At 56.1% G+C, this 25,116-nt stretch carries 32 protein-coding genes; 17 read left to right on the forward strand and 15 right to left on the reverse strand.

Features of this window, described 5'->3' with window-relative positions; all coding sequences use genetic code 11:
• Positions 1–19: 19 nt before the first annotated feature.
• The 11 genes from ACGHUK_RS04355 to ACGHUK_RS04405 all read left to right on the forward strand — a co-directional run bounded on the left by ACGHUK_RS04355 (position 20) and on the right by ACGHUK_RS04405 (position 8,070).
• Positions 20–1,537, forward strand: coding sequence for a DNA methylase (locus ACGHUK_RS04355; protein ID WP_390575199.1), 1,518 nt, complete (start codon positions 20–22; stop codon positions 1,535–1,537).
• Positions 1,518–2,015: a hypothetical protein gene (locus ACGHUK_RS04360; RefSeq protein WP_291014541.1), complete on the forward strand. Its 498-nt coding sequence runs from the start codon at positions 1,518–1,520 to the stop codon at positions 2,013–2,015. The genes ACGHUK_RS04355 and ACGHUK_RS04360 overlap by 20 nt, the downstream gene beginning before the upstream one ends.
• 97 nt (positions 2,016–2,112) lie before the next feature.
• Entirely contained in the window at positions 2,113–2,325 is a 213-nt protein-coding gene (locus ACGHUK_RS04365) for an HFLK protein (protein WP_154258567.1), read from the forward strand.
• A 117-nt stretch (positions 2,326–2,442) separates the two neighbouring features.
• A complete protein-coding gene (locus ACGHUK_RS04370; protein ID WP_390575201.1) occupies positions 2,443–2,820 on the forward strand; it encodes a desulfoferrodoxin family protein in 378 nt (125 codons plus the stop codon).
• A 203-nt stretch (positions 2,821–3,023) separates the two neighbouring features.
• Positions 3,024–4,007: a Gfo/Idh/MocA family protein gene (locus tag ACGHUK_RS04375; RefSeq protein ID WP_390575203.1), complete on the forward strand. Its 984-nt coding sequence runs from the start codon at positions 3,024–3,026 to the stop codon at positions 4,005–4,007.
• A gap of 95 nt (positions 4,008–4,102) precedes the next feature.
• On the forward strand, positions 4,103–4,312 hold the full coding sequence (locus ACGHUK_RS04380) for a hypothetical protein (protein ID WP_097772305.1): 210 nt from the start codon (positions 4,103–4,105) through the stop codon (positions 4,310–4,312).
• 483 nt (positions 4,313–4,795) lie between these two features.
• Positions 4,796–5,566 carry an EFR1 family ferrodoxin gene (locus tag ACGHUK_RS04385; RefSeq protein WP_390575206.1) on the forward strand — a complete coding sequence of 257 codons (771 nt, stop codon included), beginning with the start codon at positions 4,796–4,798 and terminating at the stop codon, positions 5,564–5,566.
• 17 nt (positions 5,567–5,583) lie between these two features.
• Entirely contained in the window at positions 5,584–6,210 is a 627-nt protein-coding gene (locus ACGHUK_RS04390) for an alpha/beta fold hydrolase (RefSeq protein ID WP_390508131.1), read from the forward strand.
• 32 nt (positions 6,211–6,242) lie between these two features.
• Positions 6,243–6,632, forward strand: coding sequence for a C-GCAxxG-C-C family protein (locus ACGHUK_RS04395; protein WP_005939676.1), 390 nt, complete (start codon positions 6,243–6,245; stop codon positions 6,630–6,632).
• 382 nt (positions 6,633–7,014) lie between these two features.
• Positions 7,015–7,773, forward strand: coding sequence for a cyclase family protein (locus tag ACGHUK_RS04400; protein WP_223387926.1), 759 nt, complete (start codon positions 7,015–7,017; stop codon positions 7,771–7,773).
• 18 nt (positions 7,774–7,791) lie between these two features.
• Positions 7,792–8,070 carry a hypothetical protein gene (locus tag ACGHUK_RS04405; protein ID WP_223387925.1) on the forward strand — a complete coding sequence of 93 codons (279 nt, stop codon included), beginning with the start codon at positions 7,792–7,794 and terminating at the stop codon, positions 8,068–8,070.
• A 141-nt stretch (positions 8,071–8,211) separates the two neighbouring features.
• Here ACGHUK_RS04405 and ACGHUK_RS04410 read toward each other — a convergent pair whose 3' ends face one another.
• The 4 genes from ACGHUK_RS04410 to ACGHUK_RS04425 all read right to left on the reverse strand — a co-directional run bounded on the left by ACGHUK_RS04410 (position 8,212) and on the right by ACGHUK_RS04425 (position 11,174).
• A complete protein-coding gene (locus tag ACGHUK_RS04410; protein ID WP_223387924.1) occupies positions 8,212–8,985 on the reverse strand; it encodes a 4Fe-4S binding protein in 774 nt (257 codons plus the stop codon).
• Positions 8,964–9,131 (reverse strand): hypothetical protein, encoded by a 168-nt coding sequence (locus ACGHUK_RS04415; RefSeq protein ID WP_005939690.1) that lies wholly within the window; start codon positions 9,129–9,131, stop codon positions 8,964–8,966. Before ACGHUK_RS04415 ends, ACGHUK_RS04410 begins: the two co-directional genes overlap by 22 nt.
• Positions 9,128–10,237, reverse strand: coding sequence for an FMN-binding protein (locus tag ACGHUK_RS04420; RefSeq protein ID WP_223387923.1), 1,110 nt, complete (start codon positions 10,235–10,237; stop codon positions 9,128–9,130). Before ACGHUK_RS04420 ends, ACGHUK_RS04415 begins: the two co-directional genes overlap by 4 nt.
• A 100-nt stretch (positions 10,238–10,337) precedes the next feature.
• Positions 10,338–11,174 carry a hypothetical protein gene (locus ACGHUK_RS04425; protein ID WP_120080707.1) on the reverse strand — a complete coding sequence of 279 codons (837 nt, stop codon included), beginning with the start codon at positions 11,172–11,174 and terminating at the stop codon, positions 10,338–10,340.
• A 290-nt stretch (positions 11,175–11,464) separates the two neighbouring features.
• Here ACGHUK_RS04425 and ACGHUK_RS04430 point away from each other — a divergent pair, with 290 nt between their 5' ends.
• The 3 genes from ACGHUK_RS04430 to ACGHUK_RS04440 all read left to right on the forward strand — a co-directional run bounded on the left by ACGHUK_RS04430 (position 11,465) and on the right by ACGHUK_RS04440 (position 13,365).
• A complete protein-coding gene (locus ACGHUK_RS04430; protein ID WP_390575210.1) occupies positions 11,465–12,247 on the forward strand; it encodes a ZIP family metal transporter in 783 nt (260 codons plus the stop codon).
• 247 nt (positions 12,248–12,494) lie between these two features.
• Positions 12,495–13,106 (forward strand): class I SAM-dependent methyltransferase, encoded by a 612-nt coding sequence (locus ACGHUK_RS04435; protein ID WP_390575212.1) that lies wholly within the window; start codon positions 12,495–12,497, stop codon positions 13,104–13,106.
• A 22-nt stretch (positions 13,107–13,128) separates the two neighbouring features.
• Positions 13,129–13,365, forward strand: coding sequence for a hypothetical protein (locus tag ACGHUK_RS04440; protein WP_242961855.1), 237 nt, complete (start codon positions 13,129–13,131; stop codon positions 13,363–13,365).
• Positions 13,366–13,452: 87 nt separating this feature from the next.
• Here ACGHUK_RS04440 and ACGHUK_RS04445 read toward each other — a convergent pair whose 3' ends face one another.
• The 3 genes from ACGHUK_RS04445 to ACGHUK_RS04455 all read right to left on the reverse strand — a co-directional run bounded on the left by ACGHUK_RS04445 (position 13,453) and on the right by ACGHUK_RS04455 (position 15,932).
• Complete coding sequence (locus ACGHUK_RS04445; protein WP_390575214.1) at positions 13,453–14,583, reverse strand: SLC13 family permease; 1,131 nt, start codon at positions 14,581–14,583, stop codon at positions 13,453–13,455.
• A gap of 123 nt (positions 14,584–14,706) precedes the next feature.
• Positions 14,707–15,165 (reverse strand): threonine/serine exporter family protein, encoded by a 459-nt coding sequence (locus tag ACGHUK_RS04450; RefSeq protein ID WP_005939716.1) that lies wholly within the window; start codon positions 15,163–15,165, stop codon positions 14,707–14,709.
• A complete protein-coding gene (locus tag ACGHUK_RS04455; protein ID WP_390575216.1) occupies positions 15,162–15,932 on the reverse strand; it encodes a threonine/serine exporter family protein in 771 nt (256 codons plus the stop codon). Before ACGHUK_RS04455 ends, ACGHUK_RS04450 begins: the two co-directional genes overlap by 4 nt.
• Positions 15,933–16,357: 425 nt before the next feature.
• On the opposite strand from ACGHUK_RS04455, the gene ACGHUK_RS04460 reads away from it, so the two are divergent.
• Positions 16,358–16,828 carry an Hsp20/alpha crystallin family protein gene (locus ACGHUK_RS04460; RefSeq protein ID WP_390575219.1) on the forward strand — a complete coding sequence of 157 codons (471 nt, stop codon included), beginning with the start codon at positions 16,358–16,360 and terminating at the stop codon, positions 16,826–16,828.
• Positions 16,829–17,170: 342 nt separating this feature from the next.
• On the opposite strand, the gene ACGHUK_RS04465 is transcribed toward ACGHUK_RS04460, so the two are convergent.
• Together ACGHUK_RS04465 and ACGHUK_RS04470 are read right to left on the reverse strand one after the other, a co-directional pair.
• Positions 17,171–17,299, reverse strand: a complete 129-nt coding sequence (locus ACGHUK_RS04465) for an oxaloacetate decarboxylase (protein WP_097782029.1) — start codon at positions 17,297–17,299, stop codon at positions 17,171–17,173.
• 13 nt (positions 17,300–17,312) lie between these two features.
• Entirely contained in the window at positions 17,313–18,443 is a 1,131-nt protein-coding gene (locus ACGHUK_RS04470) for a sodium ion-translocating decarboxylase subunit beta (RefSeq protein WP_005939727.1), read from the reverse strand.
• Between the two features lie 464 nt (positions 18,444–18,907).
• Here ACGHUK_RS04470 and ACGHUK_RS04475 point away from each other — a divergent pair, with 464 nt between their 5' ends.
• Positions 18,908–19,390, forward strand: a complete 483-nt coding sequence (locus ACGHUK_RS04475) for a peptide-methionine (S)-S-oxide reductase (protein WP_097774744.1) — start codon at positions 18,908–18,910, stop codon at positions 19,388–19,390.
• A 2-nt stretch (positions 19,391–19,392) separates the two neighbouring features.
• Complete coding sequence (locus ACGHUK_RS04480) at positions 19,393–19,533, forward strand: hypothetical protein (protein ID WP_337679651.1); 141 nt, start codon at positions 19,393–19,395, stop codon at positions 19,531–19,533.
• Positions 19,534–19,635: 102 nt separating this feature from the next.
• On the opposite strand, the gene fabZ is transcribed toward ACGHUK_RS04480, so the two are convergent.
• Genes fabZ through ACGHUK_RS04510 form a run of 6 tightly spaced genes read right to left on the reverse strand, consistent with a single transcriptional unit; the run spans position 19,636 to position 25,035 of the window.
• A complete protein-coding gene (gene fabZ / locus ACGHUK_RS04485) occupies positions 19,636–20,106 on the reverse strand; it encodes a 3-hydroxyacyl-ACP dehydratase FabZ (protein ID WP_005939736.1) in 471 nt (156 codons plus the stop codon).
• A gap of 3 nt (positions 20,107–20,109) precedes the next feature.
• Complete coding sequence (gene fabF, locus ACGHUK_RS04490; RefSeq protein WP_338428662.1) at positions 20,110–21,348, reverse strand: beta-ketoacyl-ACP synthase II; 1,239 nt, start codon at positions 21,346–21,348, stop codon at positions 20,110–20,112.
• A 15-nt stretch (positions 21,349–21,363) separates the two neighbouring features.
• Positions 21,364–22,113: a 3-oxoacyl-[acyl-carrier-protein] reductase gene (gene fabG / locus ACGHUK_RS04495; protein ID WP_154258590.1), complete on the reverse strand. Its 750-nt coding sequence runs from the start codon at positions 22,111–22,113 to the stop codon at positions 21,364–21,366.
• On the reverse strand, positions 22,110–23,042 hold the full coding sequence (gene fabD / locus ACGHUK_RS04500; RefSeq protein WP_390575223.1) for an ACP S-malonyltransferase: 933 nt from the start codon (positions 23,040–23,042) through the stop codon (positions 22,110–22,112). The genes fabG and fabD overlap by 4 nt, the downstream gene beginning before the upstream one ends.
• Positions 23,039–24,106, reverse strand: a complete 1,068-nt coding sequence (locus ACGHUK_RS04505; RefSeq protein WP_390575226.1) for an NAD(P)H-dependent flavin oxidoreductase — start codon at positions 24,104–24,106, stop codon at positions 23,039–23,041. Before ACGHUK_RS04505 ends, fabD begins: the two co-directional genes overlap by 4 nt.
• Entirely contained in the window at positions 24,100–25,035 is a 936-nt protein-coding gene (locus tag ACGHUK_RS04510; protein WP_371290968.1) for a DUF561 domain-containing protein, read from the reverse strand. The genes ACGHUK_RS04505 and ACGHUK_RS04510 overlap by 7 nt, the downstream gene beginning before the upstream one ends.
• Positions 25,036–25,116 lie beyond the last annotated feature (81 nt).

The following is a 25,116-nucleotide window of genomic DNA, read 5'->3' on the forward strand; positions in this document are numbered from 1 at the left end:
TGCAAAGGAGGGCTGAAGTATGGCAGCGCCGCGCACCTATCTGGCAATCGACCTGAAAAGCTTCTATGCCTCGGTGGAGTGCGTAGACCGCCATCTGGACCCCCTGACCACCAATCTCGTAGTGGCAGATGCCTCCCGCACCGAGAAAACCATCTGCCTTGCGGTGTCGCCCTCCCTGAAGGCCTACAAGATACCCGGCAGAGCACGGCTGTTTGAAGCTGTTCAGCGGGTGAAAGAGGTCAACGCCCAGCGGCTGCAAACTGCCATCCGGCAGAAAAAGGCGGTCCGGGGAGAGGATGGAAAATACCACTTTGCCAGAACCTCTTTCGATGCCAACGCCCTGAACGCAGACCCTGCACTGGGGTTGAGTTACATTGTTGCGCCGCCCCGGATGCAGCGGTATCTGGACGTTTCCACCCAGATCTACAAGACCTACCTCAAATATGTGTCCCCGGCGGATATCTACCCCTACTCCATTGACGAGGTTTTCATTGATGTGACGGGCTATCTGCCCTATTACCACATGAGCGCCCATGAGCTTGCCATGACCATGGTGCGGGGGGTGCTGTACAACACTGGCATCACCGCAACGGCAGGCATCGGCACCAACCTCTACCTTGCAAAGCTGGCCATGGACATTGTGGCAAAACACATCCCGGCGGACAAGGATGGTGTTCGCATTGCGGAGTTGGACGAGCAGTCTTACCGGTATCTGCTGTGGAACCACCGCCCGCTGACCGATTTCTGGATGACCGGCCCTGGTACCGTCAAGCGGCTGGAAGCCCACGGCATCTACACCATGGGGGACTTGGCACGGTTTTCCATCCACGGAGAAGATCGTCTGTATGAGATTTTCGGCGTAGATGCAGAAATCCTTATTGACCATGCATGGGGCTACGAACCCTGCGGTATGGAGCAGATCAAAAGTTACAAGCCCAGCACCAACAGCATCAGCGAGGGACAGGTGCTGACCTGCCCTTACCCCAACGATAAAGCAAAGCTCATCGTCCGGGAAATGGCAGAGATCTTGATGTTCCGGCTCACCGAAAAGAAGCTGGTGACGGAATCCATCACCTTGGAGATAGGCTACGACCGGGAGAACGTGGACAAGGGCGGTTATCGTGGTCTGACCCAGACCGACCGCTACGGCAGAACCATCCCCAAGGCAGCTCACGGCACTATCCGGTTTGATGCGCCCACCAATCTGGGCAGCACCCTCATCAACGAAAGCGCAAAGCTGTTTGAGCGCATCACCGACCCGGCACTGACGGTGCGGCGCATCACCCTCAACGCCAACAAGGTCACGCCGGACGAGGGCTTCTATCAGGTGGACTTTTTCACCGACACCAAGAAGCTGGAAAGGGAGAAAAAACTCCAGCAAGCCATGCTGGGCATCAAGAACAAGTACGGCAAAAATGCCGTACTGAAAGCCAGCAGCTACGAAGAGGGTGCTACCATGCGCCAGCGCAACGCACAAATCGGCGGGCACAGTGCAGGAGATTCGGCGGGAGGTTCAGATGGAAAACTACAAAAATAGCAAGATCGGGCTGGAGACCGCCCAAAAGTACGGGGACATCATAGAGATGGAACGCCCCCAGACCGAAGAATCCCTCCGCAAGCACCCCCGCATGACCCTTCAGAACCGTGCCAAGATCTTCTCGCCCTTCTCTCCGCTGCGGGGCTACGACGAGCAGCTTGCCGCAGAAAAGCAGCGCACCGAGCGGGTGACCAAGCGCATTTTGACCGAGGAAGAAATGTCAGCTCTGTCCGATCGGCTGATGCAGGTCACCAAGGGCATGACCATCACGGTGCGGTACTTCAAGGAGGATACCGCTCACCCGGAGGTTCCCGCAGTGGGCAACTACCTCACCCTGACCGGAAAAGCAGACCGCATCGATCCGGTGTTCCGCACCCTGCAGGTGGGCGACACCGTGGTGCCCTTTGAAGATCTGGTGGAGGTCAGCGGGGAGGGTATCATGGACATTGATGCGTATCTGGGCATCGGGGAAGAATGAGACGGCAAAAAATACTGAAAGAGAGGTTTATTGGATACCTCTTCCGGTAAAATGACCTCAGAAGAAGCAAAACACACTTCAGACGGAGGAAAACACCATGGCAAACGGTGATTACGGCTATTTCGGCAAAGGCGACACGGGCTATGCCCAATACATGACGGCTTTCAACCGCAACTTCGGCGGTTCGTCTGGTGGCGGTGGCGGCGGCCACAACAATGGTGGCGGCAGTGGTGGAGACGGAAGCGGCTGCGGCTGCCTCATCGCCATTGCGGTGGTGGTCGTGCTGGTGCTCCTCGGCATGGGAAGCTGAGGGGCATTCCCATAGCACAAGGCTGTCTTACGTGATCCAGTCACAGAAAATATAACTAGGAAATGTTATCATATAGCCACAGGAAACACCAACAACATTCCGATGGAGGATTTGAATATGAAGGCAAAGTTTTATATCTGTGAGCACTGTGGCAACCTGGTCACCACCATCCACAACGCAGGCGTTCCGCTGGTCTGCTGCGGCGAAAAGATGAAGGAACTGCTCCCCAACACCGTGGAAGCCAGCGGCGAAAAGCATCTGCCGGTGGCAGAGCGTTCCGGCAGCATCCTCACCGTCACGGTGGGTGCGGTGGAGCACCCCATGGTGGATGTGCACCACATCCAGTGGCTCTTTGTGGAGACCGAAAACGGCGGACAGCTCCGCTATCTTACCCCCGGGCAGGCACCCAAGGCGGTGTTTGAGCTGGGCAGCGAAAAGCCGGTGGCGGTCTACGCCTACTGCAACCTGCATGGTCTGTGGATGACGAAACTTTAAGAAATGAACGGGCTCCTGCCAGTGGTTAAACGCTTGCAGGAGCCTGTTTTGGCGTGCAGCCAGAGGGATGATACCGGTGCATAGAATCTGTCTCCGGAGAGTTGGAACAAGCCCTCCGGGGACATTTTTGTTTTTCGGAAGCTTTTCCACAAGGGAAAATCATGGTATACTGGACCCAAAGCCATAAAATGGGAGGTACCGTTATGAAGTGGGGAATTTTAGCGACCGGCACCATTGCCAAAAAGTTTGCGTCTACGGTGGAACAGATGGGCGCAGAGGGGGAGCAGATTGTTGCCGTGGGGTCACGGCATCTGGAAAGCGCACAGGCGTTTGCACAGCAGTACGGCATTCCCCGCTGCTATGACTCCTACGAAGCCCTTGCCGCCGACCCGGAGGTGGAGGCCATCTATATCGCCACCCCCAACACCCTGCATTACGAAAACTGCAAGCTCTGCTTGGAGCAGGGTAAGCACGTTTTGTGCGAAAAGCCCTTTACCATCAGCCCGGAGCAGGCACGGGAGCTGTACCGTCTGGCAGAGGAAAAGCACCTCTTTCTCATGGAGGCGTTCTGGATCTGGCTGCTGCCGCTGTACGACCGCCTGCGCGAGATCATTACTGCTGGCACCATCGGGGAGCTGAAGCAGATCACCTGTCAGTACGGCTTTGTTGCCTCCGGTGCCCGGAAGGACCGCAAGTTTGATTCCGGTCTGGGCGGCGGTGCGCTGCTGGATATCGGCATCTACAATCTGGGCTTTCTGCGCATCCTCACCGGACAGGACCCGGAGAAGGTGGAAACCAAAGAGGTCCACATCAACGAGTACGGCACCGACGATTACAGCCGCCTTGTGCTGACCTACCCCGGCGGCTGCAAGGCGGAGTCGGTCCAGACTATCGGGCAGGAGCTGGAGCGCAATGCCCGTATCGTTGGCACCAAGGGCAGTATCTTTCTGCCGGATTTCCAGCACGCCGAGACCATGACGCTGGAAGTGGAGGGCAAAGAGCCGGAGGTCATCCGCTGCCCGGTGGACATCAACGGCTTTGAGTATGAGATCCGGGAAGCAAGCCGCTGCGTCAAGCTGGGGCGCACCGGCAGCGACCGCTACACCCCGCAGGACAGCCTTGCCTTGACCCGCCTGATGTACGACACCCGCATGAGCTGGGGCATGAAGTTTGCGGGTGAGGTGTAAGCACACACCTTGCCGCAAAGGGCTTTTTGCGTGCGGAGACTATGGCATACGGAGAGCGGCAACTCGGAATTGATATAAAAAAGAAGGACACATAGATGAAAACAGTGGTTCTTTATAATATTATTTCTTTTATCATCCTCGTTGCTTTGATTTTTGTCTTAAGGATTGTTAGTAAGAGTAATTTAAGACAAAATCAACAACTTGTTATTAAAGTCATTGCAACTATTTTAATTGTTTGTGTGATAGCGTTCGTGCTTTTTATTGATGCAATAGCATTTGGCATTATAGGACCAGTTCAAGATTAACAATTCCAGTTTGACAAGGAAGTGCTTTGCATGAAAAAGCGTATATCAAGGATTCTCGGTTTAATAATGCTGATTATAGCTATTGCATTTATAGTGTTTGCATTGAACCATCCAGAAATGAGTTTTCCTTGGAACAATACCATTACTTGGTTACTGTATGGTTTATATATTCTTGTGACAGTCATGTTGCTTATTGCGCCTAAGACGAAGAAGTAAACAATTCGCGTTTGTGGAGCGAAGCAGAACAATGAAAGCCCCAGTGGGGCTTTCAAGCGACCGAATGGTCTTGCGGCAGCAAGATGGAGGGGCCTCGCCCCGACAAGTTCGCGTTTGTGGAGCGAAGCGGAACAATGAAAGCCCCAGTGGGGCTTTTAAGTGACAGAACAGTCTTGCGTAGCAAGATGGAGGGGCCTCGCCCCGACAAGTTCCAGTTTGCCGGGCGGACAGGCAACCGAAAACCACACAAAAAACGAGGGAGCAGCCATGGTACTTTATTTTACGGGAACCGGCAACAGCCGGTATCTGGCGCGGCGCATTGCCGAAGGGTTGGAGATGCCGCTTTACGACCTGAACGCTTGTATCAAGGCAGGTGATACCGCCCCGGTGCAGACCGGGAGTGACGTGGTGCTGGTAACGCCTACCTACGCATGGCGCATCCCCCGGGTGGTGTCGGAGTGGCTGGGCAAGACCGAGCTGACCGGGGCAGAGCGCATCTGGTTTGTGATGGACTGCGGCAGCGAAATTGGCAATGCGGCAGGCTATAACCGGCAGCTTGCAGCGCAAAAGCAGCTGCAGTATATGGGCACAGCTCAGATCATCATGCCGGAAAACTACATTGCCATGTTCAATGCACCTCAAAAGGAGCAGGCACGGAGCATCGTGGAGCAGGCAGAGCCTGCACTTCAGAAGGTGCTGGCGCAGCTCAAGGCCGGGCAGGAATTTCCTCCGCCGAGAGAGAACCTCTACGACCGCTTTATGAGCGGCCCGGTGAACCCGGTGTTCTATCGCTTCTTTGTAAAAGCGGATGCCTTCCGGGCAACGGATGCCTGCATCGGCTGCGGTAAGTGCGTGGAGTTGTGCCCTCTGAACAACATCCGTCTGGAAAACGGCAAGCCGGTCTGGGGCAAAAACTGCACCCATTGCATGGCCTGCATCTGCTATTGCCCTAAAGAGGCCATCGAGTATGGCAAAAAGAGCAAAGGCAAGCCCCGGTATCACTTTGAAGCGCTGGAAAGGAAGCAGCAGGACGTGTGAAGGAGAGCGGAAATTAGATGAAGTTTTTGTACTTACATGGGTTGGGACAAAAACCAGACAGTTGGGACAGAGTAATAAAAGAAACGAAGGTCTCGGATAGAAGCGCCAGCTTGAGCTTGGCAGAGATGCTGGAAGGAAAAGCGGCCACCTATAAGGAGTTGTATACTGCATTCTCAGAAGAGTGCAACAAGGAAAATGACGAAATCGTCTTGTGCGGGCTTTCCTTGGGTGCTGTTCTGGCACTTAATTATGCGATAGACCATCCGAATAAAGTAAAGGCACTGGTGCTAATTGCAGCACAATATAAAATGCCTGAAAAGCTATTGAAGTTCCAGAATATGCTGTTTCGCTTTATGCCGAATACAATGTTCAAGCAATTTGGATTCAAGAAAGCAGATGTGATCAGCTTGTGCGGTACGATGACGGAATTGGATTTCAGGGATTCATTATGTAAGGTGTCCTGTCCGGCATTGATCATTTGTGGGGAAAAGGACAACGCAAACAAAAAAGCCTCAAAGGAACTTGCCAGTTATTTGAGTGATTCCCACTTCCATGAACTTTTGAAAGCGGGTCATGAAGCAAACATAGAATCTCCGGAGGAATTGGCAACAGTGTTACAGGAATTTTATGATAATGTCGAATAAACTACGATTCATCAAAGAAAGAGGACTTTAAAATGAACATCGAAGAACGGGCGGCACAGGCTGCCGCATGGAAAGCTACTGGACAGTGCAACTGTGCACAGGCGGTGATGAAGGCATTTGAGGACAAGCTGCCGGTGGATGCCGACACCCTGATGAAGCTGGGCGCAGGCTATGCCGCCGGCATGGGCTGCATGGAGAGCACCTGCGGCGCACTGATCGGCGCTGTGATGGTGGCGGGCATCGTCACCGACGGCAAGGGCACACCCCGCATTTCTAAGGAACTGCTGCAAAACTTTCAGGAAAAGTGCGGTGCTACCATCTGCAAGGATCTGAAGGGAATAGAGAACGGCGCACCGCTGTGCCCGTGCCCGGAGTGCGTCCGCAACGCTGTTCTGGCACTGGGCGAGGTGCTGGGAGAGTAAGATGAAGAAGATCTTGTTTGTTTGCCATGGCAGGATGTGCTGGAGGGATGCACCGCCCTGCTGGAAGAGCTGCGATAAAAGGGAAAGGGGATGACGAAACGTTATTGCAAGGGCGAACGGTTTGCTGACCTGTCGTTTGCCGGGGAAGTTTTTGACAGCATAAACCTATTGACATGGTGCGAAAATGGGCTTATACTATCCCCAACACAAGGAAGGGAGCACAGACAGATGAAACGTACAACAGATGCCCGGCACAGGCTGCCCGGGCGAATGCGCTGCTCCCAGACAAATTCCCGGCAGACAGACTGAGAAAAACAGGAAGATGCCGTTGTCTGGGAGAAGTGCCCGAACATACATCGTCACAATAAAAGGAGAACCGACAATGGCTGATTATAAACTGTGGAACGCACTGAAGAATGCTAAAAAATATCGCTGGGTGGAACTTTCTCACTCGCTGAACAACGAAAGCCCCTACTGGTCCGGCATCCCGGAAGGCTCTGTGGAGCTGGCAAAGACCGTGTGGGACTGGGGCAAGCCGGAACTGGAATGCCTGATCCAGACCTTCAAATTCCCCGGACAGTTCGGTACCCATATCGACTTCCCGGGTCACTTCATCAAGGGCAAAGCACTGTCCGAAAAGTTTGATGTGAACGACCTGATTTTCCCGCTGGTGGTCATCGATATTTCCCAGCAGGCCAAGAAAGACCCTCGCTACGCTGTGACAGTGGAGGACATCAAGGCCTATGAAGCAAAGTACGGTCCTATCCCGGATGGTGCGTTGGTGGCTCTGCGCAGCGACTGGTATAAGAAGTGGCCGGATATGGATGCGCTGTCCGGCATCGACGCAGAGGGCAAAGAAAATGCTCCCGGCTGGTCGCTGGAAGCATTGGAGTATATCTACAAGGTGCGCAATGCCGCCGCCAACGGCCACGAAACGCTGGATACCGATTCCTCTGCGGTGGCGGAGGAAAAGGGTGACCTTGCCTGCGAGCGCTATGTTCTGGACAACGACAAGCTGCAGGTGGAGGTGCTTGCAAATCTGGATAAAGTTCAGCCTGCCGGTGCGGTGGTCATCGTTTCTTATCCCCGCATTGAAGGTGCAACTGGTCTGCCCGCACGGGTCTGGGCTATTACCGAATAAGAGCGGAGAAGTGGGAAAATGTCCTTTGAAAAAGCAAAAGCAGACCTAGAAGAAAAAGGCTTGGGAGACCATGTCATTGTGCTGAGCGAGTCCTCGGCAACCGTGGCGGAGGCAGCTCACGTACTGGGCGTAGAGCCTGCCAGCATCGCCAAAACGCTTTCGGTTTTGCAGGGCGAAAAGCCGGTGCTCAGCTTCAACTCGGCCCTCATCCTTCTGGGCGCACTGGGCATTTTGCCCCCGCCACCAGCGCGATGCTGCATAACCTTTCCACCCTCGGCATCAGCCTGCGCAGCATGACAGACCTGTTGGAGCAGAAGTCTTCCCTGTAAAAATGGTACGCCGGAGCGTCCGCAGATGCTCCGGCGTATCGAAATGATAGATCTCCCAGCCAAAAGGAGGCTGCTGCACAAATACTGCGCAGCAGCCTCCTTTTTTAGTTCAGATGAATCGGCAAAAGCCCAGCCAGCAGCCCAGCAGGAAGAAGAGCAATACTTTACCCAGCACCGGCAGCCATAGACGCTTGCACAAAGTGGTATCCCACCGGTGGATGTTCTGCTTGGGGCAGGTGCCAACGCAGGCTTCACAGGCGATGCATTCCCCGCTGCGCAGGCTGGTTTCCTCCAGCTTCAGGCACACCGGGCACTGCTGTTTACAGGCATTGCAGCCCGGGATGCAGCCGTCGCTCTGCCGGTGCAGCCGCGCAAATGGCAGCACCGGCAGCAGGGCAAACACCGCTCCCATGGGGCAGAGGAACTGACAGAAGAACCGGGGCTGCACCGCCATACCCAGCAAAATGAGCACAAGCAGCCCGATGCCCACACCAAAGCCCTCCGGCGGCAGATGCAGAGCCGTCAGGCGGGAAAACACCTCCCACGGGCTTGCGCCGGTCAGCATCTTTTCCTGCCGGGTCACATACAGTGCTACCAGCCATGCCAGCAGCAGATATTTGACCTTCTGCCCCAAAAGCACCGCCCGCTCCGGCAGACGGAGCTGCTTTTTGCGGTGGAACAGCTTTTTTTGAATAAGCCCGGAAAGCGCCCAGACGGCATCGCCCAAGCTACCGAAGGCGCAGGCGTACCCACAGAAAAAACGGTCGAAAAGCAGGGTGAAGCCGCACAGCCCCAGCAGGGAAAGTGTGAAGCTGTCCACAGAGAGCACCTCGCCTGCACCGATGTGCAGAAAGATCTGTTTTACCCCGGAAAACCCGGCCACGAATTGTAGGCTTCAACTTCGGCAATTTCCTGCTTGCGCTGGCTTACCGCTGCCGCCCGGATCAGCGCCACCTGCTGGTATTGCCACAGTACCCCCAAAATTAGCAGCAGGTTCACCGCCCGGAGGAGAAAATTTTTGTATTTCATTCTGCTGCTCCTTCCGTTTCAGATTCAATCCCGGTCTCTTCCGGCGGCAGTGCCGGCTCGGATGTCGGCAGCACTTCCTCAGAAGATGCCGGTTCCGGTTCAGAGGATGCCGGTGCATCTGCATAGAAAAGCTGCTGCCATACTTCCTTGAGCCACACGGGAACGGCGCTCTTTTCCTCCGGCTGCACCACCTCCACGGTGGGCGCGGTGACCGGCGTTTCCTCGGGCTCTGCTGCTTCAGACGGTGCGGTTTCCTCTGCCGTCTCTTCCGATGCAGTCTGCTCCGGAGCGGTTTTCTCTGCCGGGGCAACAGCCGCCTTTGCCAGCGCCAGCTTGACCGCGTTCAGGATGCCGGTGGAAGAGTAGGTCGCGCCGGAAACAGCATCCACGTTGGGGCTTTGTCCCTCCAGAATGGCGGGGATGACCTGTTTTGCCCGGGAGAGATATTCCTCCTCGTCCTCGGCGCTCAGGATCGTGATATTGGTAATTTTATCCTCTGCCACCGTGACCTGCACTGTGATCTGCCCCTCAAAGCCCATGGCTTCGGCAGTGTAGATGCCGTCCAAGTAGATGGAGGGAGCCGTAAATTCCTCCACCACAAGCGTTGCAGCGGGCTTTGGCTGGGGCGGCAGGGGATTGTTGACTACCTCGCCGGTCAGGGCGTTCTGCACTGCGCCCAGAATGCCCCGGCTGGTGTAGGTGGCCTCGGAAACGGCATCCACCTCCCAGCTCTGAGTCTCCACCACGGTGGTCAAAAGCCGCTTGGCACGCCGCAGAAACTGCTTGGTCTCGTGGGATGCGTCCAAGATCTCCACCTCCGTGATGCTGCCGTTTTCCATGGTGACCTGTACTCGGACGGCACCGCCGTAGCCCCGGGAAGAGCCGACGTAAACGCCGTCGGCATAGGGCAGCTTGGGCAGGGTTTCTTCCTCCGCTTCGGAGGAAACGGCTTCCACAGGCTGCTCCACCACGGTTGTCAGCTTTTCCGGCACGGCGGCCAGCACCGGAACGGTGCGGGGCAGGGCAAAAAGTACAGCTGCCGCTGCCGCCACCGTCGGGAGCAGCTGCACCAGCGGCAGCAGTGTATGGCATCGTTTTTTGTTCATTCCAACTCCTCCTGACACGGAAAAGCAAGGCCGCCTGATGCCAAGCGACCTTGCCGTTTTGTGTTATATTTTACAATAAATTAGGCAGTTTCCCGTGTATTCACAGCGCCACATTGACCGGCAGGACATACACGCCGTCGGCGGCGTAGAAGGTGATCTGAGTAATCGTCTTGCCGATGACGGATGCAAAGTAAGGATCATCGGCATTGAAGCCCAGCTTGGTACCATGCCAGATGTTGGTCACATGATGCAGGCCGTACTCACTGCCATCGGCGGTGGTCAGAACTACGCCGTAGACCTTGTTGGCCTTGTAGTCCAGATCAAAACCGGAGATTTTCATCTCGTAGGTGGCATGGTGACCGTTGGTATTCAGCTCCACAGTGGTGCCCTCTACGGTGGTCTCGGTGGCGTGGACCTTGCCAAACTCCCACTTGCCGCTCAGCAGGTTATACCATGCGGTGATGTAGTAGGCAGGGGTCTCACTGAGCTTGTAGTAAGCGTAGCTCTCGTTCTCAAACAAGGCATCTGCGCCGGTGTAGGTGGTGGTGGATTCCTTGCCCTTCAGGGTAACGGTAATGTCGTAGCTGTCGGCATCGGTGACCTGCTTTGCATTCTTCAGCGCCCACGGGGTCAGCACCTTGACCGGGAAGGAAACGCCGGTGATGTCGGTGCCATCTGCGTTGACGTGGTAGGAACCGGCGGCAAGGTTGCCTGCACGGGTCTTGTTCTTGGTGGCGCTGGTCACAGCGTCGATCTCAGATGCGTTGTCCACACCGGCAGCCTTGTAGAAGTCGGCGTAGGGGATGTTCATCTGGACATAGCTGGAGGTCAGGCAGTTTTCCTGTTCCACCTCTTCCGCAGCGAAGGCCGGGACTGCCACAGCGCATACCAGCATAGCGGCCGCAAGTGCACCTGCAAATACTTTTTTCAATCTCATGGTAACACACCTCTATCTCAGTTTTGAAAAAATAGTTAGCTTTACCTAACAATTGATGCAAAAAAATGCAGGGGAAAAACCCCTCAGATGGTTAGGCAAAACAAATTCGCGAAGTAAAAATAGCACTCCCACCGGGCGTTGTCAAGTAGAAACCGGAAAGTTTGCAGAGGTGAATTTTTCGATGCAGGAAACGATCTGCATCCTCTATACCGCAAAGCCCTTGACCTTTTTGCCGGAGCGCAGTATACTTTTTGCGAAGTTAGTCATGAATAACCGCAAGGAGGTACTACATGATACAAGACGCGTTCTGGGGGATCCTAATTCCCTTTCTAGGCACAAGCCTTGGGGCAGGCTGTGTGTTCTTTTTGAAAAACTCTCTGCGTGACGGCATCCAGCGCGCCCTCACCGGCTTTGCCGCCGGAGTGATGGTGGCGGCATCGATATGGAGCTTGCTGATCCCGGCCATGGAGCAGGCTGCAGATCTGGGCAGGCTGGCGTTTTTCCCGGCGGCGGTGGGTTTCTGGCTGGGCGTCCTGTTTTTGCTGCTGCTGGACCATCTCATCCCGCATCTGCACCAGAACAGTTTGCAGGCCGAAGGGCCAAAAAGCCAGCTCCAGCGCACCACAATGATGGTTTTGGCGGTGACGCTGCACAACATCCCGGAGGGTATGGCAGTGGGCGTAGTCTATGCCGGATACCTTGCCGGAACGGCTCAGATCACCGCCGCCGGGTCGCTGGCACTTTCCCTTGGCATTGCCATCCAGAACTTCCCGGAGGGTGCTATCATCTCCATGCCACTACGGGCGGAAGGAATGAAAAAAGGCCGGGCGTTCTGGGGCGGCGTACTGTCCGGCATCGTAGAGCCCATCGGGGCAGTGCTGACGATTCTGGCGGCAGGCATCGTGGTGCCTGCTTTGCCCTATCTGCTCAGCTTTGCTGCCGGAGCTATGCTGTATGTGGTGGTGGAGGAACTGATCCCGGAAATGTCGCAGGGGCAGCACTCCAACGTCGGCACGGTGTTTTTTGCGGTGGGCTTCAGCGTGATGATGGTGCTGGATGTGGCACTGGGGTGACGGTTGGGGATTCCCAAAAGCAAAATCTCTTTCGGAATACCCGAAAATGCCTAAACTCCTTGACAGAGGAGACGGCAGGGCGTATTATTTTGGCAGAAGGACCGCTGAGAAGCGGCTTTTTATAGAATGAAAAGTTAGCATTGCATAACTCACAGCACGAGGAATTGCGGGCCTGTCATCCGGTGCAGTGGGCGCATCTGGTAAAAAGTATTGCATTGTGAACGGTAAACAGAAAGAGGGTGGCATTATGTCCTTTTTTGAAAATACCCGAAAGCCCGTAGGCCTTGGCGGGAAGATCATGGTTGCTATGATGAACTTTGGACACAGCGCAATGGCAGAATGGGGGCTGAGTTTTTTACAGCATGCCCCGGATGCCATGGTGCTGGACTGCGGCTGCGGCGGTGGAGCGAACATTAAAACGCTGTTGAAACTGTGTCACAAAGGCAAGGTGCATGGCATCGACTACTCAGCTGTCAGTGTGGAAAAAGCGCGAAAAGTCAATGCCAGAGCCATTGCGGCAGGACGGTGTACCGTGCAACAGGCAAGTGTGGCAGAACTGCCGTTTGAAGCGGAGCAGTTTGATGTGGTGACCGCCTTTGAAACGGTCTACTTCTGGCCGGAGCTTGCACAGAATTTCAGAGAGGTTTATCGGGTGCTGAAGCCCGGCGGGGTCTTTTTCATCTGTAACGAAGCAAACGGCGAAACGACAAAAGACGACAAATGGACGAAAATCATCAATGGCATGACCATCTATACGGATACTGCACTGAAAGAGTATCTGGAACAAGCAGGATTTTGTCAGATCCAGAGCCACAAAAGCAAAAAGGGCTGGCTTTGCGTTACGGCGCAAAAGCGGTGAAATAGTGTAAGGAGGACGGAGCATGGAACGAAAAGAAGCAATCCGCAGTGCCTACCGGCTGACAGGCGGCAATAATTTTTATGACAGTATGATCACCTGTTCCACCCTGAGCGGGAAAGCAGTGTGCCGTCTGGTGTGGGACATGAACAAGGTGGAAAACGATGCCTATCTGGAAAAGGCACTGTCCGGTATCCCGGAGCATTTTTCCGGCAAGCTGCTGGAGGTGCCGGTGGGCACCGGCATTCTGACCATACGATAAAACCAAAGGGAGTTCTGCCTGGACCTTCGTCTGTGACAGAACTCCCCTTTTTAGCTTTATAGAAAAACCATAAGTCATCTGCCACGCTCAGCGGAGCAAAAACCACACACCCAGCAGGATCGCAAGGAAGATCAGGTTGGACAGGGTGAACAGCCCAAAATACTGCTTCTTCCCCTGTGGCAGCTCCCGTGCGATCTGCCGGTAGGAAATAAGACTGGCCATGGATGCGATCAAAGTGCCAAGACCTCCGAGATTGGTGCCGATGATGAGAGCTTGTGTCTCTGCCGTGAAACCGGACAGCAGCAGGGCGGCGGGAACATTACTGGTGACCTGCGAAGCAAGAACCGCCACAAGAACTTCCCGGCCGGTCAGAAACTCCTGCAGCCAGCCGGAAAAGGCCGGAATGCGCCCCAGATTGCCAATGAAGATGAAAAAAGCCACAAAGGTCAAAAGCAGGGAATAGTCCACTGCCCGTAAGGTGTGCGGGTCTGCAAAAAGAACGCAGACGAGTACAGCGGCAAAGGCAATGCCATAGGGCAGTACCCGGATCACGGACAGCAGGCAGACGGCAAACAGAACCAGATACAGCAGGATGATCTTCTGATCTCCCTGAGATGCAGAAGAAGAAACAAGCTCGTCCACGGAGAGGGCGGCAGAGGCTTTCTGGCAGACCAGCGCTGCCCAAGCCAGCAGCAGGAGCAGAGAGACCAGGGTGTAGGGCAGCATAAGAAGAACAAATCCCCCGATGCTCATGCCGCTTTTTCCGTAAAGATAGAGGTTCTGCGGGTTGCCGATGGGGGTCAGCATACTGCCAAGGTTTGCCGCAATGGTCTGCATACAGACCACCGGGATCAGAAGGGAGCGGCGGACATCCGCTCCCAGACGGCTCAGAACCACGAACGTAAAGGGAACGAAGGTCAGCAGGGAAACATCGTTGGTGATGAACATGCTTCCGAAAAAGCACAGCCCGACCAGTACCAGCGTCAGCTGAAAGGTGCTGTGGGTACGGGACAGCAATGCCCGGCCCAGTCCATCAAAAAAGCCCTGCCGCCGCAGCCCGGCCATGACCGTCATCAGGGAAAACAAAATCGCCAGCGTGCGCAGGTCGATGTAGCCGAGATACTGCGCATCCGGCAGAACAAAGAAGGCGGAGACAACGGCCAGCACAGCGGCTGCGGTGAGGACCGTTTCCTGCTGAATGAATTGTTTGAGTTTCATAGAGACACATCCTTGTAATTGTAAAGGCAGCCCTGCTGCGGTGCCGGACGGCCTTTTTCCGTATTTCAGAGCAGCAGCTCAAACGACCCGATCATCAGGGGCATTCTTCAATGTGGAAGATCGCTACTTTCCCGAAGAACGGATTGCAAGTGCGTGCAGCTTCCGGCTCAAATCGGCCAGACACCATGCGATTGCCATACCGCCGGCAATTCCAAGAGCGGCCAGAAAGGTCTGCTCTCCGAAATGCTCTGCAGCAGACAAATCATTGGAGACGACTGCGTTCATGCAGTAGTAGAGGGTGCTTCCGGGAATGAGGGGAATGGCAGCGGTGATGAAGAAAGGCGTAGAGGGTGCATTGCAGCATCGGGCAAGAATTTCGGCATACAGAGCGGCACAGAAACCGGCCAACAGATTGGCAAGAAAGACGCTGTGCAGGGTGTTGGCGGCAAGAAGATAAGCCAGCCATGCCAGAAGTCCGCCTACACCGGCGGCGGGTAAGTAGCGCCGGTTCAGATTGAAGATCAGTCCGAAACCGACCGAACCAAGGGCAGCACTGAGCAACTGCGAAAAAACCTGTATCATGCGGAAATTCCTCCCATCAACCAGATGGCGGCCATCATGCCGAGTGCAAGGGTGGCGGCCATCAGAATGGCTTCCACCAGCCGAAGAGAGCCGGAAATAATGTCCCCAAGTAAGATGTCCCGGATGGAATTTGTCAGCATGATGCCGGGAATCAGCAGCATGATGATACCAATCAGAACTTTATCGGCATGAAACTGCATCCCAAAGCGGCAGAGCAGCAGAGTGGAGACACCGCTGAGAAATGATGCTATAAACTGAAATTCTACGCCATTCATACAAAAAGGCGAGAGATAGCGCTCCATCCAGCAAATCAGAACGGCAATGCCGCCGGCCAGCAGGCCGTCCCAGAGATTTCCACCAAAGAAGATGGCAAAACTGGAAGCAGCCAACACACTGCCGGCAAGATGCAGTCTTGGGTCCGGATGCTGTGCCAGAATGGCATTCAGCTGGCGCTGAAACTCTTCTATGGAAGGAGGCGCTGTGCAGATACGGCGGCTGAGCGCATTGAGCTTTTCCAATGTCAGCAGGTCATTGCTGGCAGCGTGACGCAGGCGGCGGGTCTCGGTCTGCGGCGGCAGCGAGGGCATGGTAAGCGTGACCACGATGCTGGATGTGATCACGAATACATTCACATCTTCTGCCCCATAGGCGACTGCGATTCGGTTCAAAGTGTCCTCAACGCGGAATACTTCTGCGCCACTGTTTTGTAAAGCTTCGCCCATTCGGACCAAAATGTGGAGAAAATGACTGATCTCGGTCTCTTCCACAATATCACGCTCTTTTCATCTCGGTTTCCACATTATTATAGCGGGTGGACCGGCAGAACGCAAGACGATGCAAGGACAGAGAGACTTTTTGACAACTGCATTGTTTACGCGGGCAATGGATCGCCTGGTTCTGAAGAAACGGCTTGCATCCGTTCTGTCACAGCGAAAGACTACGATCAGAGAAGAAAAAATTGAATCCAGTGCAAACGATTTTGCCGAGAATTGCATGAAATATTATAAAAGTATTATTCTTTTATGAATTTTAGCACTCTACTATTGACACTGCTAATAAACGGTGCTATAACAGTGGCGTGCTCAGGAGAAAGGGGCATGAGGGAACCGCAAGGCTCCCGGGAAGACTCCGCTCCTGATGCACGATCTTGATTTTATGCCCGACCCGAACGCCGGGATTGGAGGGTTGTTTTATGTTTATGCCTGCTGTTTTCCATGAAAATCTGTTCGATGATTTCTTTGATCCGTTCTGGAACGACGGTGCGCTGGAGCGTGCAATGAATCGTGAAGAGCGTGAAACCTTCGGCAAGCGCGGCGCAAACATGATGAAAACCGATGTGAAGCAGACCGCCGATGGCAACTATGATGTGGCTGTTGACCTGCCCGGCTGCAAGAAGGAAGACGTTCAGATGGAGCTGAGCGATGGCTACCTGACCATTCAGGCCGTCCGCAGCCACTCCAGTGACGAGAAGGACAACGATGGCCGTTACCTGCGCCGTGAGACCTTCTCCGGTACCTGTGCCCGCAGCTTCTATGTGGGTGATGCCGTGAAGAAGGAGGACATCCACGCAAAGTTCGAGGATGGCATCCTGCACATCGTGCTGCCCGCACCGCAGCAGCAGAAGGCTCTGCCTGCGAATCCCAATCTCATTGAAATCGAGTAACGTTTGTGCATCGGTGTGAGGAACACCGGCGCATAGAACCAACCCCCGGAGAACCGTAAGAAGCTCTTCGGGGGTTTTTGTATTCTGACATCTTTTCGGAAGTGAAAAAGCGTGGTACCCACAACACCGACACGCAAGAGGGCGCAGCAGTCAATCTTTTTGAAACCGCCGTCAAACACGCATAAAAGCGAAAAGAACCCGCTTTCAACATCAAATTGAAGTGAAAGCGGGTTCTTTATTGAAGTGACACCAAGTTGTCACAAAATCACAGCTTTAGAAGGCCTGTGCATCATATTTATAGCGATATTTCGCCGTAAATTCGTTTCTGCTTGATGGGGTGAATTATTTCCGACTTGTCAGCCGGTTGAGCAGCATCACAGCCAGGACAATGACACCAATGACGAGAAGAATGCCGACCATGCCGATGAGCATCATGGGCAGGGTGGTCATCCACGAAGAAAGATGAAGCATAAGTGTACCTCCGTTAAGCCATCAGGGTCAGAATCAGGCCGCCTGCAATGACGGATGCGATCTGCCCCGAAACGTTGACGCTGATGGAGTACATCAGCAGGAAATTCTGGTTATCTTCTTCCAATCCCATCTTGTTGACCACACGGCCGCTCATGGGGAAGGCGGAGATGCCGGCTGCACCGATCATCGGGTTCAGTTTTTTGCCTTCGGGCAGGAACAGGTTCAGCAGCTTTGCAAACAGCACGCCGCCTGCGGTATCAAAAACGAAGGCTACCAGACCCAGTGCAAGGATGAGCAGGGTATCGGGCCGGACAAACTTGTCAGCGGTCATCTGTCCGGCCACGGTCAGGCCCAGCACGATGGTGATGAGGTTTGCCAGCACATTCTGCGCGGTTTCGCTGAGGGCGTTCAGTACGCCGCACTCCCGCAGCAGGTTGCCGAACATCAGAAAACCAACTAGAGCTACGCTGGCAGGAGCTACCATACCGGCAATGATGGTTACCACAATGGGGAACAGAATCTTCGTCAGCTGGCTGACATTGCCCTTTTCATAGGGCATCCGGATGCGGCGGTCCTTCTGGGTGGTCAGCAGTTTAATGACCGGCGGCTGCACGATGGGCACCAGAGCCATGTAACTATACGCTGCCACCATGATGGCACCAAGGTACTGGGAGTTGAGGGTGTTAGCTACAAAAATGGCGGTGGGACCGTCCGCTGCACCAATGACAGCGATGGAAGCAGCATCCTTCAAATCAAAGAAGAAGCCTGCCAGAAACAGGGTGAAGAAAATACCAAACTGCGCTGCGGCACCAAAGAGCATGAGCCACGGTTTTTCCAGCAGGGGGCCAAAGTCGATCATAGCACCAATGCCGATGAAAAGCAGCAGGGGAAACAGCTCGTTGGACATGCCTGCTTCAAACAGGGCAGAAATGGGGCCTACGGTATCGCCCTGCGTGATGGCACCGGACAGCGGCAGATTGACCAGAATGGCACCAAAGCCCATGGGTAAAAGCAGGCTCGGCTCCATTTTTTTGGCGATGGCAAGGTAGATGAGCAATGCACCAATGCCCCACATCACCACCATCTGCCAAGTCAGGTTTCCAAAATTGGAAAACAGACTTGCGAATGTGTTCAGAAAGTTCATAGTTTTCTTGCCTCCTATTGTGCTCCGGTACGGTGACAAGAAAAAGAGACTCCTGCCACAGCACCTTGTCTGTGACAAAAGTCTCAAGCGAACACATGACATCGGGCATTTCTGCCGTGATGACGCTGCCATGCAGCAGTCTCCCGAAGAATAAGCCGGAACACTGCCCTTTACTCCCTTTTATCAGATGTATTAAAACAGAATATGGGAAAACTGTCAAGAAAAATACAGAAATCTTTTCTGTATCTTATGAGGGTCCTTCCGCTGTGGTTCGCGCAAGCTGATTACGGCAAAGCATTTCTGGAAGCCCATCGAGAGAAAATCACTCTGCACAAGGCGGCCCCGGAGAGCTGCGATAAGCCCTCCGGGGCCATTTTTGTTTTCCGACATCTTTCCGACAGTGGGAAAGCGTGGTAGAATAGGAGCAAAGCTGATATATGATCAACAGGAGGGGGAAAATCAAGATGGAAACGGTCTATATCGCAGGCGGATGCCTTTGGGGCGTACAGCATTTTTTTGACACAGTGCCTGGTGTACAGATGACTGAAGCCGGCAGAGCCAACGGAACAACGAGTTCTCTGGATGGCCCATACGATGGATATGCAGAATGCGTAAAAGTGGTCTATGATGAGAAAAACACAAGCATTTCAGAACTGATGGCACACCTGTTTGAGATCATCGACCCCTACAGCCTGAACAAACAGGGCGTGGACGTTGGAAAAAAGTACCGGACAGGGCTGTACAGTACAGATCCCAGACATCTGGAAGAAGCAAGAGCTTTTATAAACGGCCGGGAGGACCGGGACAAGATCATGCTGGAAGTGCTGCCGCTGACAAATTATGTCCGGAGCGCTGAGGAGCATCAGCACCATCTGGAACGGCACCCTGAAGACTGCAGTTACTGCCATATCCCGGATGCTGTCCTGAACAGATACAGAAATCAGTAAATATGCGATCCTACCATTGCAGTAACACCAATGGAAAGTATCAGGAGCAGGAGAGTGCTCCGCTGGTGCGGGAATTTCTGGCGGATACCGGCATGACGGCGGCGCAGATCGAACGGGTGGCCTATCTGGTGGGGCACCACTGATGGTTCTGGATGTGGCGTTTGGCTGAGAGAGCGAAACGGCTTCTCAATGGTAAAATAACGGAAAACACCCCTGTGAGTTTTTTTAAACTCACAGGGGTGTTTTTAGGCGTTGGGGTCGGTCAGCACAAAGGTCAACTCGGCGGTGGCGGCGCACTTGCCGTCCACCCACGCCGAGGCTTTACCCACGCCCACCGGGCCGTGCTGCTCTACCAGTTCACAGTGCAGGGTGAGCACATCGCCGGGGGTGACCTGCTTGCGGAAGCGGGCATTCTTGATGCCGCCGAAGAGGGCCAGTTTGCCCTTGTTCTCCGGCAGGCTGAGCGCCGCAACGGCACCGGTCTGGGCCAGTGCTTCCAGAATGAGCACTCCCGGCATCACCGGCTGGCCGGGAAAATGTCCGCAGAAAAATTCCTCATTGCGGCTCACGCACTTGCGGCCGATGGCCCACTGGCCCGGCTCATAGTCCAGAATGCGGTCCACAAGGGCAAAGGGATAGCGGTGCGGCAGAAGCGCCGCGATCTCCTCACTGTTCAGGGCGTTTGCGTCTGCACGCACGGTGCGGGGTTCTGCCATGGGTCAGCCCTCCCATCTGCGCAGGGCGATGCAGGCGTTGTGCCCGCCAAAGCCCAGACTGTTGCTCAGTGCGTAGGTCATGGCCTGCGCACGGCCAGTGTTCGGCACATAGTCCAGATCACATTCGGGATCGGGCTGCTCATAGTGGATGGTGGGCGGCGCAAACTGGTCATGCAGGGCCAGCGCTGTAAATACGGCTTCAATGCCGCCCGCACCGCCCAGCAGATGGCCGGTCATGCTCTTGGTGCTCACCACAGTCAGCTGCTTTGCGTGTTCGCCGAACACCGCATGGATGGCGGCGGTCTCGCAGGCATCGTTCATGTGGGTGCCGGTGCCGTGGGCGTTGATGTGATCCACCTGCTCCGGTGCGATGCCTGCATCCGCCAGCGTCAGCGCCATGCAGTCGATGGCACCTGCGCCGCCGGGGGCGGGGGCGGTGAAGTGGTAGGCATCGCAGTTGGCACCGTAGCCCACCACCTCGGCGTAGATGTGCGCACCGCGGGCACGGGCATGTTCCAGCTCTTCCAGCACCAGCACACCGCTGCCTTCGCCCATCACGAAGCCGCCGCGCCGTGCGTCAAAGGGCAGGCTGGCTGCATCCGGATCGGTCGCGGTGGAAAGCGCTTTCATGCTGGTAAAGCCGCCGATGCCCAGAGGGCTGATGCAGCTCTCTGCACCGCCGCAGACCATGGCGGTCTCGTAGCCGTCACGGATGCGGTGGAAAGCATCGCCTACGGCATTGGTGCCGCCGGCGCAGGCCGTCACCGGGCAGGTGCACATTCCCTTCAGACCAAAGCGGATGGCCACCTGTGCCGCTGCCATGTTGGCAATGGACATGGGCACGAAATAGGGGCTTACCTTTTCCATGCCCTTCTCTTCACCACGGGTGTGCTGCTCCTCAATGGTGGGCAGACCGCCGATGCCGCTGGAAAGGATGACACCGATCTGTTTGGCTTCTACTTCGGTGTCCAGACCGCTGTCTGCAACCGCTTCAGCGGCGGCAGCAAGGGCCAGAACGGTAAAGCGGGCCATCTTGCGGGCTTCCTTTTTGTCCACGATGGTTTCCGGGTCAAAGCCCTTCACCTCGCCTGCCAGCTTACATTTAAAATCGGTGGTATCGAACTGGGTAATGGGGCCGATGCCGCATTTGCCCGCTTTGGCAGCGGCCCAGCTGTCGGCGGTGTTGTTGCCCAGCGGGTTCACGGTGCCAAGGCCGGTGATCACGACTCTGCGTTTTTCCATGAGAGTTTTCTCCTTTTACATTGCCATGCCGCCGTCTGCACAGAGCACCTGCCCGGTGAGATAGCTGCTTTGTTCTGCGGCAAAAAATGCCACTGCATTTGCCACATCCTCCGGCTTTCCTGCGCGGCCTGCGGGGATGCCCTTTGCCATTTCGGCACGGACGGCTTCTGGCAGGGCGGCGGTCATGTCGGTCTCGATAAAGCCCGGCGCGACCGCATTCACGGTCACATTGCGGCTTGCCAGCTCGCGGGCAAGGCTTTTGGTCAGGCCGATCAGGCCCGCCTTGCTGGCGGCGTAATTGGTCTGGCCGGCGTTGCCCCGCAGGGCCACCACACTGGAAAGGTTCACGATGCGGCCCCAGCGCTGGCGCACCATGCGGCGGGCGGCTTCCTTGCAGCAGAGGAACGCACCCTTAAGGTTTGCGTTCAGCACTGCATCGAAGTCCTCTTCGCTCATGCGCAGGATCAGATTATCGCGGGTAATGCCCGCGTTGTTCACAAGGATATCCACCCGGCCAAAGGCGTTCACCGCCTGTTCAAAGAGCACTTTGCAGCCCTCGGCAGTGGAAACATCGGCCTGCACAGCCACGGCATTTGCGTTTTCGGCCTTGCACAGAGCCACCGTCTCGGCAGCTGCAGCTTCGCCGTGGCAGTAATTCACCACGACATTGCAGCCCTGCTTTGCCAGCTGGATGCACACAGCCCGGCCAATGCCCCGGCTTCCGCCAGTAACAACGGCGGTGCGGATGATCGTTTCTTCGCTCATAGCTCTTCCTTCCATGCTGTCAGTGCGGCGTTCAGCTGCTCCGGGGTCTCCACCGAAGCGCAGACCACGCCGGGCAGGGTCTTTTTCACAAAGCCAGCCAGAGCACTGCCCGGGCCAACTTCCAGAATATGGTCTACGCCCAGCTCACCGAGGCGGTGGAGCGTATCTTCCATGTAAACGCTGCTCTGCACCTGCTTCACGAGCAGGGCGGGGATGCTGTCCTGCTCAGCTTTTTCACGGCCAAGGCAGTTGAACAGCACCGGCACCTGCATCTCGCCAAAGGACTCAGACGCAAAACGCTTTGCCAGTGCATCCCCGGCGGGGGCCATGAGACGGGTGTGGAACGGGCCGCTTACCTTGAGCGGGATGCAGCGGCGGGCACCGGCTTCTTTGGCCAGTGCGGCGGCTTTGTCCACAGCGGCTTTCTCGCCGCCGATGACCAGCTGACCCGGGCAGTTGTAGTTGCAGATCTGCACGCAGCCCAGCTCTGCCGCCTGCTCACAGCAGGCGGCAAGTGCCTGCCGGTCAAGGTTCAGCACGGCGGTCATGCCGCAGTCGATGCCCTTTGCAGCTTCGGCCATGGCTTTGCCGCGGTAAGCGGCCAGCTCGATGGCCTGCTTTGCGGTGAACACCCCGGCAGCTTCCAGCGCGGAGTATTCGCCCAGCGAAAGCCCGGCCACATAAGCGGGTTTCACGCCCTGCTGGGCCAGCACTGCGGTCACGCCGCAGGCAAAGGCCACCATGCAGGGCTGGGTGTATTCGGTCTGATTCAAAAGGCCGTCCGGGTCCTCAAAGCAGACGCGGTGCAGGTCGAAGTCCAGCTCTGCACTGTCAAATGCCGCCCGGAACGCGGGAGAGCCTTCGTAAAATTCTTTGCCCATGCCGGGGTGCTGTGCCCCCTGACCGGCATATAAAACGGCAAGCTTCATTGATTTTGCCTCCATTCGGTCACAAGTTCATCCATCAGCTCCTGTACCGTGCGCATCCGATCCAGCCTGCCCACGTTGGCCCCGCAGAAGAACAGGCCCTCCTCCACATTGCCCTTTACGGCTTCGATGAGCGCGTGGGTGATGCAGTAGGGCACCTTGGCGGGGTCGCAGGTCTTCAGGCAGCGGGCACAGTGCCGGGGAGGGAAGCGGGTCCCCTCTGCCAGCGCCTGCACCAGCGGGGTGTTCAGTGCACGGCCCGGCATTCCCACCGGACTGTGGATGATCCGTACATCCTCGGGCCGGGCGTTCAGCAGAACGTCCTTGTAGCCCTGGGATGCGTCACACTCGTAGGTGGTGATAAAGCGGGTGGCAAGCTGTACGCCAGCAGCGCCCATTGCGGTAAAGTGGGCCATATCGGCACCGGTATACACGCCGCCTGCCACAAACACGGGGATGCTGTGGCCAAACTGTGCTTCAAAGGGCTTTACCTCGGCCAGCACCTCGGGCAGGATGGCGTCGAGGGTCTGGCATTTGCCTGCCAGCAGATCATCTTCGGCAAAGCCGAGGTGTCCGCCTGCCTTGCAGCCTTCGATCACCACAAAATCAGCGGTGCGGCCAAACTCTTTGGCCCAGCGGCGCAGGATGAGCTTTGCGGCTCTTCCGCTGGAAACGATGGGAGCGATGGCAACATCCGTTGTGCCCACGATGCCGGGCAGCTCCAGCGGCAGGCCCGCGCCGGACACCACCGCGTCCACGCCCGCTTCCACAGCGGTGCGGATCGCGGCCGCATAATCCTGCGTTGCCACCATGGCGTTGATGGCTACCATGCCCGCGCCCTTTGCGATCTGCTTTGCTTTTTTAATTTCCGCTGTCAGGGCACGGTGGTTGGCGCTTGCCGGGTCGCGGGCAAAGTCCGGCTCCCGGTAGCCTGCATCGGCTGTGGAGATGCACCCCATGCCGCCGCAGGCTGCAACAGCACCGGCCAGCCCGCCAAGGGAAACGCCCACACCCATGCCGCCCTGTAGGATGGGCACAGACAGGGTCTTTCTGCCGAGGGTCAGCATTCGGTGCTCAGCGCGGCAATGCGCTGCCTCCCGCCGTTCCACAGGTCTGCAAGAATATCCGCCACCGGGCGCACCTCGTGCAGCATGCCTGCCACCTGACCGGCCATCAGGCTTCCGGTGGTGGTGTCGCCCTCAAACACGGCGCGGCGCAGGCTGCCAAGGGTGTACTTTTCCAGCTCCATCTTGTCGGCACCGGCGTTTTCCTGCCGGACATATTCGCGGCTCATGCGGTTTTTCAGCACTCGCACCGGCGCACCCACGCTTCGGCCGGTCACGATGGTATCGCTGTCCTTGGCCTTGAGCAGGGCGGCTTTGTAGTTTTCATGGATGGGGCACTCCTCGCTCACCAGCAGGCAGGTGCCTACCTGCACGCCGCAGGCACCCAGAGCCAGAGCTGCTGCCAGCTGGCGGCCATCGGCGATGCCGCCAGCCGCAATGACCGGAATGCTGACGGCATCCACCACCTGCGGCACCAGCGCCATGGTAGCCATTTCGCCCACATGGCCGCCGCTCTCGGTGCCCTCAGCAATGACAGCATCGATGCCCAGCGGCTCCAGATGCTTTGCCAGCACGGCGGCGGCGACAACCGGGATCACCTTGATGCCTGCCGCTTTCCACGCGGGGATATATTTGCCCGGGTTGCCTGCACCGGTGGTCACAACGGGCACGCCCTCTTCCACCACGATCTTGGCAAACTCATCTGCCTGCGGATGCATGAGCATGATGTTCACGCCGAAAGGCTTGTCGGTCAGCTCTTTGCAGCGGCGGATGTTCTGGCGCAGGGTGTCGGCGTTCATGCCGCCCGCACCAATGATGCCCAGCGCACCCGCGTTGGAGCAGGCGGCGGCAAACTCGCCGGTGGCAATGTTGGCCATGCCGCCCTGAATGATGGGGTATTTTGTGCCTAGAATTTCATTTAAAAGTTTCATTGAAAAACCCTCTCAGTCAATGCCTTCCGGCATTGACAGCTCCCCCGAGGGGGGGAGCTTTTTTCTGCTTTTCTGTCAGCT

The sequence above is a fragment of the Faecalibacterium sp. i25-0019-C1 genome (assembly GCF_042854225.1).
GTDB classification, from domain to species: domain Bacteria; phylum Bacillota; class Clostridia; order Oscillospirales; family Ruminococcaceae; genus Faecalibacterium; species Faecalibacterium taiwanense.